Here is a 20,718-nt window from a genome sequence, read left to right on the forward strand (position 1 = left end):
TTTTGGTGTATGATGGCCCCCGGTATTTACCGGGGGTTCTTTTTTTAAATAAACCTACGAATCTTTTCCTATTTACGGAAAAGTCGTAATTTAGGTTGTAAATGCTCTTTATATGTTTAGATCCTTCATTGCCCTTATCCTTTGTTCCTGCGCTTTTAAAGCCACAGCCCAGCCGCAACTGAAAATCGATTCAGTGACCGTTGCCGGGCAATACAGCCATTACACTCATCAGCCCGGGAACGTCTTTTCTGTGATTGTATACGATTGGACTAGTTCCTACCAGAAAAAATATTCCGCGCCCATCGATGCTTCAGGAAAATTCAGCATCAGGTTTCCTTTTCCTGTTGCGGGCGATATCCTGCTGGACTGGGACCGCATTGGAGAAGTAAATGGCGCCCTGCCCGGTGAAACTATCCGCTTTTATGCGGACCTTGATGAATATAAAAACGGGAAAAAGCCCGTTAACACACGTTTTGAAGGCATCAATGCCAACATGCATGCGGGTATCATGCGATACAGGCAGGATGTGTCAAAATTCCCCGGCGAGGAATTTTACAAGCTGCGCGATCATGTCACTTCCAGCATGGCATTCAGGGACAGTGTAACGGGCATCCTGCAACGTAGTCTCCGCACGCTGGATGAATATGCCGGGAAACGTCGCCTGGACAAGCATTCCAGGCAATTCCTGGAAGCAGACCTCCGTTATGCGGCTGTGGCAGCCTTGTCTCAGTTTTCACGTACGCTCAGCGATAGCCCCCGCGATCTTTCCGGTAACGGCTATTTTCAAACACTCGATTCCATTAAAGCACTGGCGCAATCCGGGGGATTTTTTACCGGCGATTATATGACCGTTCTGCGCGACATAAAATTTCACGCCTACATGACCGCGTCAAAAAACAAAACGAAGAACATCGATTCCGTTTTAAATCCTCTCCTGGATAACCCTGTTGAAAAGGAACTTTCCAAAACCTGGGATCTCAGCCTGAAACTGGCGGCTTCCAATCCCCTGGAAGACAGCGCCCTGCAAGCATTTGAGACTAAGGTCAAAAATCCGTTCCTCCGTTCCGAAATACACGCAAGAAACAACGAGCTGGTCATGCTCGCGCAGGACGACCGCCTGCTGGAAAACACCCGTCTCATTACCTCCATTCCCCAATCTGCCTCCGCGGAAGAAATGCTGGCCCATATCGCATCCAGGTTTAAAGGGAAAGTGATCTACATGGATATCTGGGGCACCTGGTGCATGCCCTGCCGCGAACAGATGAAATACACGCCGGTCCTTAAACAGCGGCTGAAAGGCAAAGACGTGGTATTTGTCTATCTCGCCAACCGATCTCCCGAAACCGCCTGGAAAAATGCCATCAAACAACATGCGATCACCGGGGACAATGTTGTTCACTTCAACCTGCCCGCCGCCCAGCAGTCCATGATCGAAAAAAAATACCTCTACGGCGGCTTTCCCACCTATATCATCATCGATAAAGAAGGAAAATTTGTCACCAACCAGGCCCCGCGCCCCAGTGAACCGGACGCGGTGGTTAAAGCGATCAGCGATCTGCTGTGAACAGCCGTATCACCGGTTATCCCATGTACAGCCCTTCGGGATGAAAAGAAAGATCGTCACTAACGCGCCACCATGGCTGATCAGGTTAAAAAATGTTAAACACCGTGAACCGCTCATAACTTCCTTTAAACCTTCGGTGCTTCTCTTAGTCTATTATTGCAAAACAGGATAACCATGAAGAAAATCTTATTGCTGATGATCCTCGCAGCCGCCGTTCATACCGGCTATGCGCAGGATTCCGTGAAAACGAAAGCGAAGATCAGGCCGAATGCAGACCTGAAACTGAATGAGAAACAATCGCAGGCTTTACAGGATATCAATAAATCCTATATGCAGGGCACACAGGAAGTGCGGAGGAACAGGGACCTGAGCAAGGAAGAACAGAAAGCAAAGCTGGATGCACTGCAGGCCGAGCGCAGTGGCAAGATCAAAGAAGTGCTGGACGCGGAACAATACGCCAAATGGCAGCAAAACCGCGAGCAGGCCACTGCCCGGGCCGATCACTATAAACACCGCGCCGGCAAAAAAGGCAAACGCATGCACGAAGTGCCGGTAAAAGAACTGGGACTGACAGACAGCCAGGGCGAAGAACTGAAAGCCATCAACAAGGAATACATGACCAAGGCCATGGCACTGAAAGGACTGGATAAAGATGAGAAAAGGACTAAAATGAAGGCGCTGAAAGACGAACGGCAGGAAAAGATCAAATCGGCCCTGGGCGAAGACAATTACGGCAAATACGAAGCCTGGGAGAAAGAAAGGATGAAAGGCTTCAGGGACGGCATGAAGGAAAGAAAGAAAAAGGCGCCCGCCACTAACCAGTGATGAACTGAACTGGTGCCGCACATGGTTCATGCGGCATGCTTTTCATCAGCATACAATACATATCTGACATTTTATTTTGAAAAGGTTTTAAGGTTTAAGAGAACAGGCTGCCTCCGGGTGGCCTGTTTTTTGCAATACAGATCAATGTGTCTTTACCGGGCATTTTCATCCAATAACGGATACGTTGTAACAAGCGTAGAAACAGGCCCGCACGGGTAAATGACAAAAAAGGCTCCTGCAAACGCAGAAGCCTTTTTTAGTATCCTGAAACTGCCGTTGTTATTGCAGTTTAAAGCCTTCGGTGAATTTGGTGGTGAAGTTCCCTTTCCTGAAATTCTCATCCTGCATCAGCTGCTGATGGAATGGAATGGTTGTTTTCACGCCTTCGATCACAAATTCGCTTAATGCCCTTTCCATAGTGTTGATGGCTTCTTCGCGGGTTTGCGCTACGGCGATCACTTTAGAAACCATGGAATCGTAGTACGGCGGGATCACGTAACCGGCGTAGATGTGGGAATCCACCCTTACGCCATGGCCGCCGGGTGTATGCAGCACGGTGATCTTGCCGGGAGACGGGCGGAAGTCGTTATATGGATCCTCCGCGTTGATGCGGCATTCGATGGCGTGCATCTGCGGGGTGTAATTTTTTCCGGAAATAGGTATGCCCGCTGCGATCTTGATCTGTTCCTTGATCAGGTCGAAATTGATCACTTCTTCCGTTACACCGTGCTCCACCTGGATGCGGGTGTTCATTTCCATAAAATAGAAATTGCGGTGCTTGTCTACCAGGAACTCGATCGTGCCCACGCTTTCGTAATTGATGGCGCCGGCGGCCTTGATGGCGGCTTCGCCCATCTTTTCACGCAGCTCGGGGGTCATGAAGGGGGAAGGCGATTCTTCCACCAGCTTCTGGTGGCGGCGCTGGATGGAGCAGTCGCGCTCGCTGAGGTGGCATACTTTGCCGTATTGATCGCCGGCGATCTGTATTTCGATGTGACGGGGCTCTTCCACGAATTTTTCCATGTAGATGCCGTCGTTGCTGAAAGCTGCTTTAGCTTCCGTTTTGGCCATGGTATAGGCGTTCTCGATCTCGTTCTCGTCCCATACCACGCGCATGCCTTTACCGCCGCCGCCGGCAGTGGCTTTCATGATCACGGGCAGGCCCATTTCCTTTGCGAGGGCTTTGGCCTGTTCCACGCTTTCCAGCAGGCCTTCGGAGCCGGGGATAACGGGTACTCCCGCTGCGATCATGGTTTCCTTGGCGGTCATCTTATCCCCCATTTTGCGGATCATTTCCGGGGTGGGGCCGATGAACTTGATGCCGTGCTCGCCGCAGATCTCCGCGAAGCGGGCGTTTTCGGCGAGGAAGCCATAGCCGGGATGGATAGCGTCCGCATTGGTGATCTCCGCTGCGGCCATAAGGTGCGGTATATTCAGGTAAGAATCGCTGCTCTGTGGTTTTCCAATGCACACGGCTTCATCCGCAAACCTGACGTGCAGGCTGTCTTTATCAGCGGTTGAATACACTGCCACTGTTTTGATCCCCATCTCTTTGCAGGTACGGATGATCCTCAGGGCAATCTCGCCACGGTTGGCGATGAGTATCTTTTTGAACATGTTTTTCTTATAGGTTAAAAATCGAAAAAAAGGAAAAGGTTGCAAGCAACCTTACAACCTTCCACCGCTATTAAAGAGTTTACGGTTCTACCAGGAACAGGGGCTGGTCGTATTCCACGGGCGACGCATCGTCTACCAGCACTTTCACGATCTTTCCGCTCACCTCGCTCTCGATTTCATTGAACAGTTTCATGGCTTCAATAATGCACACCACCTTGCCCGGCGCCACATCGTCGCCCACGCTTACAAATGCCGGTTTATCAGGCCCGGCGCTGCGGTAGAAAGTACCGATCATGGGAGATTTGATGGTGATGAGGTTGGTAGCAGCCGGCGCAGGAGCCGTAGCAGCAGGTGCGGCCGCAGCAGGCGCAGGCGCGGCAGCTGCAGGCTGAGGAGCCATTGCCACGGGTTGAACCGCCGTTACCGCCGGTACTGTTACGATCTGCTGTACTTCGCTTTCCTTTTGCTTTATGGTAATCTTAAACTTGTCCTGTTCAATGCTCAGTTCGCTGATATTTGACTTATTGATCATTTTAATCAGCTCCTGAATCTGTTTAAAGTCCATGTAGACAGTTTTTGGTTTTTAGTAATTGCTGGTTCGCTAATGAAAGAAATGTAAGTATATGGTTATTCTTTTACTCTCTCGATGTATTCACCGGTTTTGGTGTTGACGCGGATCAGCTCGCCTTCATTCACAAACAGGGGAACCATCACGGTAGCGCCGCCTTCAACAGTTGCAGGTTTCAGGGTACGGGTTGCGGTATCGCCCTTCATGCCGGGCTCTGAATAGGTCACTTTCAGCACAATTTTATCAGGCAGTTCCACAGCCATCGGCTGCTCGGTTTCAGTATTGATAGCGATAGACACTTCGTCGCCGTCTTTCAGGAACTGCGGCGCATCTACCAGCGCCTCGGCCACCACGATCTGCTCGAAGGTCTCCTTATCCATGAAATTATATCCGCTATCATCCTGGTACAGGAACTGAAACGATTTTTTCTCTACACGAACCGGGTAAATGGTGTCGCCGGAGTTCCAGGTATGCTCGATGGAACGGCTATTGTCAACACCCTTCAATTTTGCCCATACCTTCGCGGCTGCACGGGCGGTTTTATTCTGACCAAACTCTACAACAGAATACAAGCTGTTATCCAGCTTAATGATTAATCCTGTTCTGATATCTGCGGTGGTAGCCATAAAAGGTCACTGATTTAAAGTTAAAAATTTACATTAGGATTGCAAAAGTAAAAATTTTCGCATATGAACAAACAAAACTTACCGGAATTCCCACAAAAGCGGTATAGTTTTGGCGAAACATACACGGTCTGTATATCACTTTAACAATTAAAAAATATAATATGAGAAAGTGGCTCTGCCTGTTCCTGCTCTTTCCAGCATTGCTCAAAGCCCAATCCAATACGAACGATCCGGCAAATATCCCGCCTTTTAAGCAATATTCCATCATTTCGCCGCTTCCCATGCTGCTGTACAGCGGCCAATCCTTTACCAAGAACGATCTTCCCAAAAATAAACCCGTGCTCCTGTTTTTGTTCAGCGTGGAATGCGATCATTGCGCCCACATGACGGAAGATATTTTAAAGAACATCAATAAATTCGGGAAAACCACGCTGCTCATGGTTACGCCCTTCAGGTTGGACCGCATGAAGGCCTGGTATGACCAGTACAATATCGGCAAATACCCGAACATCATCATGGCCGCCGAGCCCACGCGGCAGATCCTTTATTATTACGACCTGAAAAACTTCCCCGGCTGTTATACCTACGATAAAAAGCACCGCTTCCAGGCAGGGTACGAAGGTACCGTTAAACTGGACACATTGTTAAAGCACTTGTAAATTTTCCACGGGCAGGTTACCGATCGGGAAATTTTAGCACTTTCCGCCGAAATTAACGATCCGATACCCTATTTTTGTTTCCCAAATAATTCTTCACCTTTTTAAAATACTCAGATACGATGAAAGTTACTGTTGTAGGAGCTGGAAATGTGGGCGCAACCTGCGCTAACGTGCTGGCCCACAGAGATTTTCTGCAGGAGGTTGTTTTGCTTGACATCAAGGAAGGCACTGCAGAAGGAAAGGCCCTGGATACCTGGCAGCAAGCCCCCATTGATTACTACAGCACCAAAGTGACCGGTGTAACCAATGACTATACCAAAACTGCCAACAGCGATGTAGTGGTTATCACATCCGGCCTGCCCCGCAAACCGGGCATGAGCCGCGACGACCTGATCTCCACCAACGCCAACATCGTAAAATCTGTTACCGAGAACGTTACTAAATATTCTCCCGACGCGATCATCATCGTGGTGTCTAACCCGCTGGACGTAATGACCTACTGCGCTTACCTCACTGCCAAGAAAGACAGCAGCAAGGTATTCGGCATGGCCGGCATCCTGGATACTGCGCGCTACCGCGCATTCCTGGCGGATGAGATCGGTTGCTCCCCCAAAGACATCCAGGCCATCCTTATGGGCGGCCACGGCGATACCATGGTGCCCCTGCCCCGCTATACCACCGTTTCAGGCATTCCTGTTACTGAACTCGTAGCCGCAGACAAGCTGGACGCCATCATCCAACGCACCAAAGTAGGCGGTGGCGAGATCGTGAACCTGCTCGGTACTTCCGCCTGGTACGCTCCCGGCGCGGCTGCAGCCCAGATGGTAGAAGCCATCGTGAAAGATGAGAAACGCATCTTCCCCGTATGCGCATGGCTCACCGGCGAATACGGCCTGAAAGACATCTACCTCGGCGTACCCGTGGTACTGGGCAAAGCCGGTATCGAAAAGATCATCGAGCTGGACCTGAACAACGAAGAAAAAGCACTGCTGGAAACTTCCGCCAAACACGTGAAAGAAGTGATGGACGTGCTGGACAATATGAAAACGCCCGCTTAATCCCGGACCGTTTCAACGCATAAAGCATCCCGCAAAAATGGGGTGCTTTTTTGTTTTCCCGGGTTAACCAGTCATTTGCTGTTATAACAGCCGATATTCCGTAACTTTACTGCAACAGAGAGCTATCAGGTTGTGAACCACACCATTAGAAAGGAATTACACTGTCATACGTTTCATCCCAAAAAACCATATCATGAAAAAGCTACTGTTTGCCCTGCTGCTGCACAGCCCGCTTTTTGCCGGCGCACAGGCCGCTAACTGGAAGGTTGACCGGGATCACTCTTCAGTGTCTTTCTCCGTGACCCATCTCGTGATATCCGAAGTAGAAGGCAACTTTAAGAATTTCGAGGGAGAGCTCAGGGCCGCAAAGCCGGACTTCTCCGACGCCGTGATCAATTTCAGCGTGGACGTATTCAGTATCAGCACAGGCAACGATCCCAGGGATAACCACCTGAAGTCCAACGACTTCCTTAACGCCGAAAAATACCCTAAGATGATCTTTAAAAGCACTGCCTTCACCCGGATCACCGAAGGGAAATATTTACTGGAAGGCGACCTGACCATACGCGATGTAACCAGGAACGTGAAGTTCAACGTAACCTACGGAGGAACGGCCAAAGACGCTGATGGCAAGCTGAGAGCGGGTTTCAAGGCCAATACCTATATCAACCGGTTCGATTATAACCTCAAATGGGATAAAATGACTGAAGGAGGCGGCATGGTGGTGGACAAGATGGTGAACATTGAACTTAAACTTGAATTCATCAGGCAGTAACACATACAGGATGAAAGCGTTAGCGATTACGCTTTATATTCCCTTATAAGTTAATTTTGCGTAATATTTTTTGCCGTATATGTCCAATATTGAAAAATTGATAGCCAATAAAAGTTTTACCAGTGAACACCATAGAAGCCTTGTCAGCCTCATTTTCGTGGGAAACTGGATCATTTCGAAGCATCAACTGTTCTTCAAAAAGTACGATATCACCATGCAGCAGTTCAACATACTGCGCATCCTTCGCGGTCAGCACCCCAAATCGGCCAGCATCAACACTTTAAAGGAAAGGATGCTGGACAAGATGAGCGATGTGAGCCGCCTGGTGGAACGCCTGCGGAAAGCAGAGCTGGTAGAACGCAAGAGCTGCGAGGCAGACCGCCGGGCGGTAGACGTGAAGATCTCCCCCAAAGGCCTGCAGCTGCTCAGGGTCATAGACGACGAGATCTTCGTCCTGGAAGACATGCTGAAAAACGCTATGACAGACAAGGAAGTAGTGCAGCTGAACAAGTTGCTGGACAAAATGCTGAGCAATTACCCCTGACCCTACACTTCTTCCACGTAATCCAGGTCTTTCCCGAATGTTTCCTCCATGGTGAACGCAAATACAAAGGCCAGCAGGATGCAGATCAAGCCCGTAATAAGGCCGCTTTGCAGGTAAGACATGCCGGCGCTTTGCAGGCCGCCGAAAAGAATGGAGATCACAGGCAGCAGTCCCCTTGCGTAGTTGGGAGCCGTGGTAGCCGCCGTAGCCCTGAGATTGGTGCCGAACTGCTCAGCCGCCACCGTCACGAATATCGCCCAGAAGCCCACGCTGAAGCCCATTACCCCGCAAATTGTATAGAAGCCGTTTACCGTATAGCCGTAGGCGTTAAAGTACCAGATCACGCTCACCAGCACCAGCGCGTAAAAAATATACAGCACTTTTTTCCGGCTTCGCATCAGCTGGCTCAGGTAACCGCTGGCAAAGTCGCCGGCAGTAAGCGCGGCGTAGCAGATCATGATGGCTTTCCCCGGATCGATCGGCCCCTGCACACCCATCTCTTTTGCAAAAGCATTGGAGAAGGTCATCAGGATGCCCACCACGTACCAGGTTGGCAGGCCGATCATAATGCATTTGAGATACCGGAAAAACCTTTCCTTATTGGTGAAAAAAGAAAGATAATTGCCCCTGCTCACGTTGCTCGCATCCTTGATATTATTGAACATACCCGATTCCACCACGCTGATGCGCAGGACCAGCAAAGCAAGGCCCAGCCCGCCGCCGATGTAATAACAAACCCTCCAGTTGTCCCCGAAATATTCGGACACGAAATAAGCCACCACAGCCCCGGAGATACCCACGCTCGCTACGATCATTGTGCCCAGGCCGCGTTTTTCCTTCGGCAGCACTTCAGATACCAGGGTGATGCCCGCTCCCAGCTCTCCCGCCAGGCCCAGGCCCGCCAGGAAACGCCAGACCATATACCAGGCTATCGCATGCTCACCGCCTACCATGCCGTTGGCCACATTAGCCACCGAATACAATAATATGGACCCGAAGAGTACGGACAGGCGGCCTTTTTTGTCGCCCAGCACACCCCAGATAATACCGCCGATCAGCATGCCCACCATTTGGATATTGATGAGCCACATACCCACCCGGTCTATTTCTTCGCCGGTCAGGTTCAGGGATTGCAGGCTTTTGATGCGGATAATGCCGAAGAGCAGGAGATCGTAAATATCTACGAAATAACCCAGGGAAGCTACGATCACTGCGGCATTCAGCAGCCTGACCGGTTTGTTGGCGGAATTCATAAACGACGTGAATTTATTAAGGTTGATATATCAGAACTTCCCCAAAAAGGAAAGAGACGCAAAATAATTGCGCCTCTTTAAAAATCAAAACAATTTATGATAATTTATGATTTTATTTCTTCTTTAACGGGTGGTTGCTCAATCGGGTTCCCGAATTCGTCGAAATGCTTATGGATGGGCGACTTCCCGAAAATGAACTTGATGGCCACCGGCGCGGTCGTGATCACGATGATGATGAGGATGATCCATTCCAGGTGATCTTTCAGCGTGGGGATGGCTTTGTTCAGGAAATGCCCTGCCAGCATCATGGAAAACACCCAGGAGATGGAGCCGACGATATTCCAGAACATGAATTTTTTCCTGTCCATGTTCACAATGCCGGCCACGATAGGCGCAAACGTACGGACAACAGGGAGGAAGCGGGAAACGAAGATGGCGCCGCCGCCATATTTGTCGTAAAACTCCTTGGCCTGCCAGAGATGTTTCTTTTTAAAAAGGAAAGTGTCTTTTCTTTTAAACAAAAGGGGCCCGGATTTTTTACCGAACCAATACCCGACCATATTCCCGATGATACCGGTTAAAGCGATCATGGCTATGATCACCATATAAGGCACATTAAAAAAGTGCGCGGCCAGTTCTTCGACATAAATACCTGCTACGAAAAGCAAAGAATCTCCCGGCAGAAAAAACCCAACGAAAAGGCCGGTTTCTGCGAACACGATCCCTAAAATCAGATACAATCCACCATGCTCAATGATCCACTTCGGGTCAACTAAATGTTTAAAAAATTCAATAATCTGATCCATGCTAATGTTTATATAGTTAGAGCGGCTAAAAATAAGCTATTTAATGTCAAGAGGAAGTTAATATTTCCTGAAAAAGGGCGCTAGGCTTTCGTTTCAGGGGCAGGCAACTTCTGGAAGTCCACCTCTCCTTCCCATTTCCCGATCACCGCGGTGGCCAGGCAATTGCCGATCACGTTCACGGAAGTGCGGGCCATGTCCATCAGCTCGTCTATGCCCAGGATGAGGAACACCGGCCAGGAAGGCAAATGGAAACTGGCGATGGTGCCCAGGATGATCACCAGCGTGGCCCGGGGAACGCCCGCTACCCCTTTGCTGGTCAGCATCAATGTAAACACCATAATAATTTGCTGGGAAATGCTCAGCGGATGGCCCGAGGCCTGCGCCACGAATACAGAAGCCAGCGCGAGGTACAGGGTAGACCCATCCAGGTTGAAGCTATAGCCCGTCGGCATTACAAAAGCGATCACCTTCCGGGGAACGCCCATTCTTTCCATGGCCTCCATGGCTTTGGGGAGGGCTGATTCGGAGCTGGTGGTGGCAAAGGCGATAGACACAGGCTCTGAAATTTCTTTGATGAACCGGCCGATGGGCAGCTTGATGATCAGCGCCACCGGCACGAACACCAGCAGGATGAACACCGCCAGCGCCACATATAAAGTGACCAGTAATTGCAGCAGGTTGCCCAGCACGGAAAGACCGCCATGGCCCACCGTGTAGGCGATGGCCGCGCCCACGCCTATCGGCGCGAAGTACATCACGATGTTGGTGAACTTGAACATCACCTCAGACAAACTTTCGCAGAAACCCAGCATCGGCCCGCGGAACTTCTCTTTCACAAGCAGCAGCGAGATGCCGAAGATCACGCTGAATACCACGATGGGCAGTATATCCCCATGATAAACGGATTTCGCGATATTCTCGGGGAACACATGCAGCACTACTTCCTGCCAGGTTTGCGGTTTGGTTTCCGGGAGCTTTTCGTGCAGGGCGTCCGGCGGCATTTTAATACCAACGCCCGCCTGGCTGATATTGATGGCGGCCAGGCCGATGAACAAAGCGATGGTGGTCACGATCTCGAAATACACCAGCGACTTCCAGCCCATACGGCCCACCTGCTTGATATCCGAGTGGCCGGCAATGCCCACCACCAGAGTGGCAAAGAGCAGCGGCGCGATCACGGTCTTGATCAGTTGCAGGAAAATTTTGCTCAGCACCTGGAAGTTCACCGCGATAGCCGGGTAATCATGCCCCAGCTCCGCGCCTATCACCATGCTTACTAATATCCAGGTGGTAAGGGATCTTTTGTTGATGGCGAACCAGATCACGGAAGCCACCGCCATCCAGCGGAACACCATCAGCACAACAGGTGAAATGGTCAGCCATCCAAGGTGGTCAAGGGTATGCATACCCGAAACGATGGTAAAAATGATCAACGCAATAATGGCTGCCAGTTTCTTGTTCATTGAAAGAGGTGATTTAGTTTTGTTGGACATAGGGAAACCAGCCCTGGCCCCCATGGGTAAAAATTGCCCAAAAATAAGGTTATCGCCGCAAAGTTCACACAAATGTTGACGGATGGCGACAATGCGTTGAGCCGCCGGGCGTTAGCCCCCGAAGCGGGCACTGGTAAAATAAAATACGGCTTTATGATTTTACATACTATATTTGACGATCTGTAAAAAAAAATCTAAACAAGCTAGTATCAACCACAACATCACTGTATGAGTAGACTCTTTGTCAAAAAGCCCCTCGGCCAGTTATTGGCTGAAGCCAATGAAAGTGAAAAGGGCTTAAAAAGATCTCTATCCGCTGCCAACCTAGTTGCTTTGGGAATTGGCGCCATCATCGGCGCCGGGTTATTTTCTTTGACCGGTCTTGCAGCCGCCAACAACGCAGGCCCTGCCGTTACCCTTTCTTTCGTGATCGGCGCGATAGGCTGTGCTTTTGCAGGACTTTGTTACGCAGAATTTGCTTCCATGATCCCTATTGCGGGAAGCGCCTACACCTATTCCTACGCCACCATGGGAGAATTCCTCGCATGGATCATCGGCTGGGACCTTGTGCTGGAATACGCTCTCGGCGCGGCTACCGTATCCATCAGCTGGAGCCAGTACCTGGTCAAGTTCCTTCATTCCATCGGCGTTCACCTGCCTGCGCAGCTTACCTGTTCGCCGTTTGAAACGGTAACGATGGCAGACGGTTCCGTGGTGAGCGGCTTTATGAACCTTCCCGCCGTGCTGATCATTGTATTCCTTTCCCTCGTGCTCATCCGCGGCACCAAAGAATCCGCTTTCATGAACGGATTGCTGGTTGCCCTGAAAGTTGCGGTGGTATTGGTTTTCATTGCAATAGGCTGGAGCCACGTAAACCCTGCGAACTACGATCCTTATATTCCTGCCAATACAGGCGCTTTCGGCCACTTCGGTATTTCCGGCGTGTTCCGCGGCGCTGCCGTGGTATTCTTCGCGTTCATCGGCTTCGATGCTGTTTCCACCGCAGCGCAGGAAGCCCGCAACCCGAAGAAGGACATGCCGATCGGCATCCTGGGCTCACTGGCCGTTTGTACCATTCTTTACGTGCTGTTTGCACATGTGATGACGGGCCTGGCCAACTACACCGAGTTTAAGGACAGCGCGGCTCCCGTGGCCATCGCTATCGCGAAAACGCCTTACCACTGGCTGCAGCAGGCTATCATCCTCGCTATCCTGGCAGGTTATACCTCTGTGATCCTCGTGATGCTCATGGGCCAGAGCCGTGTGTTCTACTCCATGTCGCTGGATGGTTTGCTGCCGAAAGTTTTCTCACAGGTGCATGCCAAATATCGCACGCCTTACAAATCCAACCTGCTGTTCATGCTGTTCGTGAGCCTCTTTGCCGCTTTCGTACCGGTAAGGATCGTGGGCGAAATGGTGAGCATCGGCACGCTGTTCGCGTTCGTACTGGTATGCGTTGGCGTGATCGTGATGCGGAAAACCAACCCGGAAACGCCGAGGGCCTTCAAAGTACCGCTGGTACCCGTTCTGCCGATCATCGGCATCCTGGTGTGCATTGCGCTGATGGCTTCCCTCCCGCTGGATACCTGGATCCGCCTCGCTGTGTGGATGGGCATTGGCCTGGTAGTGTATTTCACCTACAGCAAAAACAAAAGCAAACTGGGAAACAATTTATAATTTCCGGTTATATCATATTCCATCCCGCCTGGCTAAGCCCGGGCGGGATTTTTGTTTCCGGGGGCAGGGAAATGCCCGGAATTTAATATTTTTGCACCCGTCTTTCCGCATTGAGCCCGGGAAGTATAACTACAACATTTTATGGGACGTATTTTTGAAGTAAGAAAACATACCATGTTCGCCCGCTGGGACCGCATGGCCAAACAGTTTACCCGTATCGGTAAAGAAATTGCAATTGCGGTAAAGAACGGCGGCCCCGACCCTGAGAATAACCCCGCGCTGCGCCGCTGCTACCAGAACGCCAAAGGCGTGAACATGCCGAAAGACCGCGTGGAAGCCGCTATCAAGCGCGCTATGGGTAAAGACAAGACGGATTACGAAGAAGTGGTGTACGAAGGATATGCCCCCCACGGCGTGGCCGTAATGGTGGAAACCGCTACAGACAATACCACCCGCACCGTTGCGAACGTACGCATGCATTTCAATAAAATGGGCGGCAGCCTTGGCAACAGCGGCTCCGTTGGATTTATGTTCAACCGCATCGGTGAGTTCAAAGTAAAAAATGAAGGGCAGAACCTGGAAGACCTGGAACTGGAGCTGATCGATTTCGGCCTGGAAGAAATTGGCGAAGACAGCGAAGGCAATATCATCATCCGCGCTTCTTTCACCGAATTCGGCAACATGGCCAAAGCGCTGGAAGAAAAGGGGCTGAACGTGATCACCGCGGAACTGAAGCGCATCCCCGCCAACACGGTAGAGCTGAACGAAGAGCAGGCCAAGGAAGTACTGGAACTGGTAGACCGCCTGGAGCAGGACGAAGACGTGCAGCAGGTGTTCCACAACCTGAAATAAAAAAATTCCTGATAAAGAAAAGGCCGGAGAGCATTGCTTTCCGGCCTTTTTATTTTAAAGTATCTTATTTCACCACATTCGCCGGCTTCCCTTCCCGGAAGGCCTTTACATTCGATACCACTTTTTCCATCAGCCGGCCGCGGGCTTCTTTGCTGGCCCATGCAATGTGCGGCGTTATTACGCAGTTTTTAGCGGAAAGTAAAGGGTTGCCCGACGGGGGCGGCTCGGTGGTCAATACATCGAGGCCGGCGCCGGCGATCGTACCGCCGTTCAGCGCCTGCGCCAGGTCTTCTTCATTGATGAGCGGGCCGCGGCTGGTGTTGATAAGGAATGCGGAAGGCTTCATGACTGAAAGCAGCGCAGCATTTACAAAACCTTTGTTCTCCGCATTCAGCGGGCAATGCAGCGACACCACATCCGCTTCTTTGAAACAGGCAGCCTGGTCTTTAAAAACCACGCCTTCCATTTTATCCCTTTCAGGATGTTTGTGGCTGGCGATCACCTTCATACCAAAGGCCATAGCAATTCTCGCCACCGCCTGCCCGATCTGCCCGAAGCCAATAATGGCAAGGGTTTTACCCTGCAGTTCCGTCAACGGCATTTTCCAGTAGCTGAAATCCCCTGAACCGGCCCATTCGCCCTTATGCACGCTGGATGAATGCAGGCCCGCGCCCTGGCAAAGTTCCAGCAGCAGCGCAAAAGTAAGTTGCGCCACGGAAGCGGTGCTATAAGCGGGCACATTGGAAACTGTGATATTCCTCGCATTGGCCGCCTGGATATCAACAACGTTATAGCCAGTTGCCATCACGCCGATGTATCGCAGTTCCGGCAATGCATTGATCGTTTCCGCGCTGACGACGGCTTTGTTGGTAAGCACGATATTAGCTCCTTTTGCGCGCTCCGCCACCATTTCAGGCGGCGTTCTGTCGAATACCTTTACGTTGCCCAGGGCTTTCAGCGCGTCCCAGCTGAGGTCTCCCGGGTTGAGGGTGAAGCCGTCCAGTACTGTGATGTTCATGGAAGTGAGGATGGTGAAGGGATAAAAGTAATGAATTCCGGGAAGGGATGGAAGAGGACACGGCAAACCCTGCGTTCCTCCTGCGATAGCTGGTTGTTAGCCTGGTTAATAATAGCCTCCGGAGGAACGCAGGGACTGCCTGCTATAAAAAGATGTTACCGCAATAAGTTGACGCGTTGGAAGGTATTGTTGACCTTATCGATCACGAAGTTGCCGAATACCGATCGGTAGGTCCCGTAGCAGAGTTTGCCGTTCAATTCAAGATTGTGTTCTTTCCCGAGCGGATGAGTGCCTTCTATAAGCCTTATAAAACGCATTCTTTGGAGCTGACCGCCGCATTTGCATTTCAATTCAGAAAGCTTCTTGTGAGAATGTACAATAGTGCTGCACCTGATACATCTGGCTTCCATAATTCAGTTTACATTTTATTTTGGTTGAATTTTTCCTCACTCAGATGTCTGCATGTATGCATATCTAAAACGGATTACCAAACACGCGCTCATGCCTGTATACTGCTAAAGTGGAGAAAAAATCCCGGAGGGTTAAAAAACCTGGACCTGTTTTTTCTGACTTTCCGCCAGCAATCAAAGGATGATGGTTAAACAATTTTTAAAAACCAGGTGCCAGGTTCTGACTAATAGTTATCAAAGGAATGGTTAAGATTCTTCTGCCTACTAAGGTTGTTAATAAACATACCGTTTCAAAGGAAAAAGAAACTGAAGGAAGGCCGCCCCGTAGAGAAACGGCCCCCGTTTTCAGCCTATTTGAACCGTCTAAGCAATTTTGTTATTTGTTAATGAATTGCAATTTATCCTTTTCCAGTATCCCACGGATGTGTGACGGTACAATGAACGGGGAATGAACATTAGTAGTAAAATGAACAACCAATATATTGAAAAACAATTCTGTACGAATTAAAATGAATAACGTCTATTAAGCAGGAGCAATTGAGCCCGCGCAACAGCCGGGTGCCGCGGATCGCAATTCACCACCAGGAAATACCCCGCCAGCCCGCTCAATAACCAATCCTCCTCCATCCCGCCCTCATTACAACAATACGTTCTCCTGAAATTCAACTCCACCGGGATATGCAATGCCGCGCAAGCCCGCATCGCCCGCTCTATCGCCCCCGAAGCCTCCGCCAGCCGGTAACCCAGCGCTTCCAGCAACTCACTGGCATAAAACTCCGGCGCCATCTCCGCCGCCGCCCGGTGCTGCCGCTCCAGGATCTCATCCAGGTAATCGATAGTCTGTAACATATGCGTAAGATTTTCAGGTTACTTTCTCATCTCCGCCAGACGCGTAAACAACTCTTTCTCCTGCTCGCTTAGGTTCTTCGGTACGGCGATCATCACTTTCACATACAGGTCGCCCGGCGCATCCCTGCTGCCTTCCGGCGCGGGAAGACCTTTGCCTTTCAACCGGAACAGCCGCCCGCTGTCTGTGCCCGCCGGAACCGTTAACTGCAGCGGGGTTCCGGGCACCGCCACCTGCAGCTTGCCGCCTAATACAGCCGTATACATGTCCAGCGGCACATCCATATAAATGTCTTTCCCTTTCAGCTCATACCGCGCATCCTGCGCTATCTCCACCTCTATCAGCAGGTCGCCCGCCTCAGCGCCGTTCTGCCCCGGCCGCCCTTTTCCTTTCAACCGCAATACCTGCCCGTTATAAGTGCCGGGTTTTATTTTCAGGTTGAGCTTCTGGCCGTTCACTTCGATCTGCCGCGTGGCGCCCAGGTATACATCGTCAAGACTTACCTGCATGGTTGCCTGAAGATCGCTGCCACGGCGGCTCCTGGGCCTCCCCTGCTGCGCGCGGCTGCGAAAACCGCCGCCGAAAAGATGCTCAAAAAAATCGGAGAACTGCCCGCTGTCGCCAAACATGCCTTCCATGTCTTCATACTGCTGCTGTTGCCGCCCGCCCTGCGAAGCCCTCCATCGGTTCCAATCAAAATCCCCGCCGTTCTGGCCCGCCTGTTCGTAATACTTCCAGTTCTCGCCGAATTCATCATACTTCTTCCGCTTCTCGTCATCGCCCAATACTTCGTACGCTTCATTCAGCTCCTTGAATTTTTCCTCGGCAATTTTATCATCCGGGTTCTTGTCTGGGTGGTATTTCACGGCCAGCTTACGGTACGCCTTCTTGATGTCGGCGGCGCTGGCTTTTTTATCTACGCCCAGTATTTTATAATAATCCTTGTATTCCATATGCCTGTTATAATAACACTCAAATTGAAGCGCTTGTTAAAAAATCACGCCCCCTGTAGGTTATACAGGGGGCGCTGCCATCATAAAAAATATATGCAGGAGGCTACTCCCTGATCATTTCCATTACAACTTTCACCACATCTTCCACATTCGGCTTGGAGAAATAATCCCCGTCGGAACCGTATGCAGGCCTGTGCGGTTGCGCCGCGAGCGTGCGGGGCGCTACGTCCAGCCAGCGGTAGCCGCCCTGGTTCTCCATTACCTGCTGGTACATGTAAGCGGTACCGCCGCCGGGTACGTCTTCATCCACAAAAAGTATGCGGTTTGTTTTCTTCAGCGAATCAAGGATGGAATGCGCTATGTCGAACGGCAGCAAGGTCTGCACATCGATCAGCTCGCAGGAAATGCCCTGTACGGCAAGGATCTGCATGGCTTCTTCGATGATGCGCAGGGTGGAGCCGTAGGAAACGATCGTAATGTCTGACCCGCTGTGCAACACTTCCGGGATGCCCAGGGGCACCGTGAAGTTGTGGAGATTTTCCGGCAGTTTTTCCTTCAGGCGGTACCCGTTCAGCGATTCGATCACGATCGCCGGTTCGTGCGCCTGCAGTAATGTATTGTACATGCCCGCAGCCTGCACCATATTGCGGGGCACGCATACGTGCATGCCGCGCAGGGAATTGATGATCATACCCATGGGCGAGCCTGAATGCCAGACGCCTTCCAGCCTGTGGCCGCGCGTGCGCACGATGATCGGGCAAAACTGCGTGCCTTTGGTACGGTATTGCAATGAAGCCACATCGTCGCTGAGCGGTTGCAGGCCATACAGCAGGTAATCCAGGTACTGTATCTCCGCAATGGGTCGCAGACCTCTCAAAGCCATGCCGATCCCCTGCCCCATGATGGTAAGCTCGCGGATGCCGGTATCGCCGATGCGCAGCTTGCCGTGTTTCTGCTGAAGCCCGGCAAAGCCCTGGTTCACGTCGCCGATCTTTCCCACATCTTCCCCGAAAGCGAATACCAGCGGGTGGTGGGTAAACAGCTGGTCGAAATACTTGTTCAGCACTTCGTAACCATTGATAACAGGCGCATCGTCCGCATAAATAGCGGGCACTTCTTCCACGTTCAGCGCTGAATTGGCGCCGGCGGCATATGTGTAGGTATTGTAATTTTCTTTTTCCAGCAGCAGCAGGTTGTCGTAATACAGCTGCAATTCATCCAGCGCGCCGGAGAAATTACGTTTGTGCCGGAAAAGTATGCCTGCAGCGCCTTTCAGGATGTCTCTCCGTTGCGGTTCGCGGTTGGCGGAAAGTTCCTGCATCACGCTGTTCACAAATTCAACGTCTCCGCGGCCTTCATCCACGATCTGCTGGCAATGCCCGAGGAAAGCCTGCACCTGGTCTTTGATCGGCGCGATGTATTTTTCCCAGGCTTTTTTACGGCCGTCCTGCGCGATAGTTTTAGCTTCGGCTTCTATCTGCTGCAATATTTTTTCATCTGCCAGGGCGTTCTCCAGCAGCCACTGGCGCATCTTCAGGTTACAGTCGAATTCTTTTTCCCATGCCAGGCGCTCTTTGCTTTTATACCGTTCGTGTGAGCCTGAAGTGGAATGGCCCTGCGGCTGTGTGATCTCTTCCACGTGGAAAAGCACTGGCACGTGGGTTTCGCGGGCTTTGCGGATGCCTTCTTCGAATGCTTCGCACATGCCTGCATAATCCCAGCCTTTTACGTTATATATTTCAAAACCGTTGGTGCCCTCTGTTTTGCGGAACCCTTCCAAAGCTGCGCTGATAGAGCCTTTGGTGGTTTGGTATTTTCTCGGAACGGAAATGCCGTAGCCATCGTCCCATACGAAAACGGCCAGCGGCACCTGCAATACGCCGGCGGCATTGATGGTTTCCCAGAAATGGCCTTCGCTCGTAGAGGCGTCGCCGATAGTAGCGAAACAAACTTCGTTGCCTTCGTGGGAAAGATGCTGGTATTCCTTCAGCTCCGGCACTTCGCGGAAGAGCTTGGACGCATAGGCCAGGCCCAGCGCGCGCGGCATTTGTGCGGCGGTAGGCGCCATGTCTGCCGCGGTGTTCTTCATGGAAGCGAGGTTCAGCCATTCGCCATTGGCATTAATATTTGGCGTGGCGAAATGCGAATTCATCTGCCGCCCTGCGGAAAACGGGTCGTTCTCAATGCTGGGGTCGGCATATAATTGCGAGAAGAATTGTTCCACGGTGGCGATGCCGCTGGCGAAGGCAAAGGTCTGGTCCCGGTAATACCCCGAACGGAAATCGCCCGGTTTAAAATATTTGGCCATCGCGATCTGCGCCACTTCCTTTCCATCGCCAAAGATGCCGAATTTGGCCTTGCCGGTGAGTACCTCCCGGCGGCCCAGCAGGCTTACTTCCCTGCTGATGCAAGCCAGTCGGAAATCATTCAGCACCTCTTTCCGGAACTCTTCAAATGATAACTGGCTTTGCAAATTCATAGCTAATTCGTTGTTTTCGATCATGCCATCCGTGTTAAAGCACAAATGTAGGGGAAATTGATGAATGGGTAAATGCCTCCCGGAAACCGCTCATAATTAATTTTTAAGAAATTTTTAATATCTTGATAGCTACGGATCAATTTTTGGCCGTAAATTTGATTTTGGAAACTGGAAAGAACGTCACGTTTTAACCAATCGTTTTAAAACCCAATTGAAAATGAAAAAGTTTATCGTATCCCTATTTGCGACTTTACTGGTAACCACCGCTGTGTGGGCACAGGCTCAGGGTGGCGGCGCAGCTAACGCTGTGGATGCCAAGCTGAAATTCAAAAAGGAAACCGTTGATTTCGGGAAAACAAAGTTCAACAAACCCGTTACCGTAACTTTTGAATTCACGAATATCTCCAAAGAGCCCGTGCTGATCGAAGCTGCGAAACCCAGCTGCGGCTGCACCACTCCGAAATGGACCGTGGAGCCGATCCTGCCTGGCAAAACCGGCACGATCACCGCGACCTACAGCGCCAACCAGGTGGGCAAACCGATGAAAACGGTTTATGTAAAGCTCAAAGGGGTAGACCAGGAAAAAGAACTGTTCCTCACCGGTACAGTAGAGAATTAAAGCGAACAATAATTCTGCATAATGGCCTCCCGATCAATAATCGGGGGGCCTTTTTGTTATAGAACATTTCATTCC

General features: G+C 51.0%; 20 protein-coding genes. 9 read left to right on the top strand and 11 right to left on the bottom strand.

Translation table 11 applies throughout. The annotated features are described in order from the left end of the window. The first annotated feature begins 112 nt into the window (after positions 1 to 112). Both R3I13_RS15245 and R3I13_RS15250 read left to right on the top strand, forming a co-directional pair. A complete protein-coding gene (locus R3I13_RS15245) occupies positions 113 to 1,564 on the top strand; it encodes a TlpA disulfide reductase family protein (protein ID WP_346318823.1) in 1,452 nt (483 codons plus the stop codon). 174 nt (positions 1,565 to 1,738) lie between these two features. Further along, positions 1,739 to 2,389 carry a hypothetical protein gene (locus R3I13_RS15250; RefSeq protein WP_346318824.1) on the top strand — a complete coding sequence of 217 codons (651 nt, stop codon included), beginning with the start codon at positions 1,739 to 1,741 and terminating at the stop codon, positions 2,387 to 2,389. A 279-nt stretch (positions 2,390 to 2,668) separates the two neighbouring features. Here the strand turns inward: R3I13_RS15250 and accC are convergent, their stop codons facing one another. From accC to efp, 3 genes are all read right to left on the bottom strand, one after another. Continuing rightward, the gene (accC, locus tag R3I13_RS15255) at positions 2,669 to 4,006 is read right to left on the bottom strand and encodes an acetyl-CoA carboxylase biotin carboxylase subunit (RefSeq protein ID WP_346318825.1); all 1,338 of its coding nucleotides are present in this window, start codon (positions 4,004 to 4,006) and stop codon (positions 2,669 to 2,671) included. A gap of 79 nt (positions 4,007 to 4,085) precedes the next feature. Then, positions 4,086 to 4,571 carry an acetyl-CoA carboxylase biotin carboxyl carrier protein gene (gene accB / locus R3I13_RS15260; protein ID WP_346318826.1) on the bottom strand — a complete coding sequence of 162 codons (486 nt, stop codon included), beginning with the start codon at positions 4,569 to 4,571 and terminating at the stop codon, positions 4,086 to 4,088. Between the two features lie 62 nt (positions 4,572 to 4,633). Next, positions 4,634 to 5,200, bottom strand: coding sequence for an elongation factor P (gene efp / locus R3I13_RS15265; protein WP_346318827.1), 567 nt, complete (start codon positions 5,198 to 5,200; stop codon positions 4,634 to 4,636). A 161-nt stretch (positions 5,201 to 5,361) separates the two neighbouring features. On the opposite strand from efp, the gene R3I13_RS15270 reads away from it, so the two are divergent. The 4 genes from R3I13_RS15270 to R3I13_RS15285 all read left to right on the top strand — a co-directional run bounded on the left by R3I13_RS15270 (position 5,362) and on the right by R3I13_RS15285 (position 8,236). Continuing rightward, entirely contained in the window at positions 5,362 to 5,859 is a 498-nt protein-coding gene (locus R3I13_RS15270; RefSeq protein ID WP_346318828.1) for a redoxin domain-containing protein, read from the top strand. A gap of 119 nt (positions 5,860 to 5,978) precedes the next feature. Beyond that, complete coding sequence (mdh, locus tag R3I13_RS15275; protein WP_346318829.1) at positions 5,979 to 6,917, top strand: malate dehydrogenase; 939 nt, start codon at positions 5,979 to 5,981, stop codon at positions 6,915 to 6,917. Positions 6,918 to 7,110: 193 nt separating this feature from the next. Next, on the top strand, positions 7,111 to 7,692 hold the full coding sequence (locus R3I13_RS15280; protein WP_346318830.1) for a YceI family protein: 582 nt from the start codon (positions 7,111 to 7,113) through the stop codon (positions 7,690 to 7,692). A gap of 79 nt (positions 7,693 to 7,771) precedes the next feature. Then, entirely contained in the window at positions 7,772 to 8,236 is a 465-nt protein-coding gene (locus tag R3I13_RS15285) for a MarR family transcriptional regulator (protein WP_346318831.1), read from the top strand. 2 nt (positions 8,237 to 8,238) lie between these two features. On the opposite strand, the gene R3I13_RS15290 is transcribed toward R3I13_RS15285, so the two are convergent. The 3 genes from R3I13_RS15290 to R3I13_RS15300 form a co-directional block, all read right to left on the bottom strand. Further along, positions 8,239 to 9,489 (bottom strand): MFS transporter, encoded by a 1,251-nt coding sequence (locus tag R3I13_RS15290; RefSeq protein ID WP_346318832.1) that lies wholly within the window; start codon positions 9,487 to 9,489, stop codon positions 8,239 to 8,241. Between the two features lie 104 nt (positions 9,490 to 9,593). After that, positions 9,594 to 10,295 carry a VTT domain-containing protein gene (locus tag R3I13_RS15295; protein ID WP_346318833.1) on the bottom strand — a complete coding sequence of 234 codons (702 nt, stop codon included), beginning with the start codon at positions 10,293 to 10,295 and terminating at the stop codon, positions 9,594 to 9,596. Positions 10,296 to 10,375: 80 nt separating this feature from the next. Continuing rightward, positions 10,376 to 11,758 (bottom strand): cation:dicarboxylase symporter family transporter, encoded by a 1,383-nt coding sequence (locus tag R3I13_RS15300; RefSeq protein WP_346318834.1) that lies wholly within the window; start codon positions 11,756 to 11,758, stop codon positions 10,376 to 10,378. 258 nt (positions 11,759 to 12,016) lie between these two features. Here R3I13_RS15300 and R3I13_RS15305 point away from each other — a divergent pair, with 258 nt between their 5' ends. Both R3I13_RS15305 and R3I13_RS15310 read left to right on the top strand, forming a co-directional pair. Beyond that, entirely contained in the window at positions 12,017 to 13,465 is a 1,449-nt protein-coding gene (locus R3I13_RS15305) for an amino acid permease (RefSeq protein ID WP_346318835.1), read from the top strand. A 141-nt stretch (positions 13,466 to 13,606) separates the two neighbouring features. Next, a complete protein-coding gene (locus tag R3I13_RS15310; protein WP_346318836.1) occupies positions 13,607 to 14,317 on the top strand; it encodes a YebC/PmpR family DNA-binding transcriptional regulator in 711 nt (236 codons plus the stop codon). A gap of 64 nt (positions 14,318 to 14,381) precedes the next feature. On the opposite strand, the gene R3I13_RS15315 is transcribed toward R3I13_RS15310, so the two are convergent. The 5 genes from R3I13_RS15315 to R3I13_RS15335 form a co-directional block, all read right to left on the bottom strand. Continuing rightward, positions 14,382 to 15,335 (bottom strand): D-2-hydroxyacid dehydrogenase, encoded by a 954-nt coding sequence (locus tag R3I13_RS15315; protein ID WP_346318837.1) that lies wholly within the window; start codon positions 15,333 to 15,335, stop codon positions 14,382 to 14,384. A 155-nt stretch (positions 15,336 to 15,490) separates the two neighbouring features. Next, positions 15,491 to 15,652 (bottom strand): hypothetical protein, encoded by a 162-nt coding sequence (locus R3I13_RS15320; protein ID WP_346318838.1) that lies wholly within the window; start codon positions 15,650 to 15,652, stop codon positions 15,491 to 15,493. A gap of 597 nt (positions 15,653 to 16,249) precedes the next feature. Beyond that, entirely contained in the window at positions 16,250 to 16,594 is a 345-nt protein-coding gene (locus tag R3I13_RS15325) for a hypothetical protein (protein WP_346318839.1), read from the bottom strand. An 18-nt stretch (positions 16,595 to 16,612) separates the two neighbouring features. Next, complete coding sequence (locus R3I13_RS15330) at positions 16,613 to 17,545, bottom strand: J domain-containing protein (RefSeq protein WP_346318840.1); 933 nt, start codon at positions 17,543 to 17,545, stop codon at positions 16,613 to 16,615. 103 nt (positions 17,546 to 17,648) lie between these two features. Further along, on the bottom strand, positions 17,649 to 20,024 hold the full coding sequence (locus tag R3I13_RS15335) for a thiamine pyrophosphate-dependent enzyme (RefSeq protein WP_346318841.1): 2,376 nt from the start codon (positions 20,022 to 20,024) through the stop codon (positions 17,649 to 17,651). A gap of 217 nt (positions 20,025 to 20,241) precedes the next feature. Here R3I13_RS15335 and R3I13_RS15340 point away from each other — a divergent pair, with 217 nt between their 5' ends. Next, the gene (locus R3I13_RS15340) at positions 20,242 to 20,643 is read left to right on the top strand and encodes a DUF1573 domain-containing protein (RefSeq protein WP_346318842.1); all 402 of its coding nucleotides are present in this window, start codon (positions 20,242 to 20,244) and stop codon (positions 20,641 to 20,643) included. Positions 20,644 to 20,718: the final 75 nt, after the last annotated feature.

This window comes from Chitinophaga sp. YIM B06452 (genome assembly GCF_039655965.1).
GTDB lineage: Bacteria > Bacteroidota > Bacteroidia > Chitinophagales > Chitinophagaceae > Chitinophaga.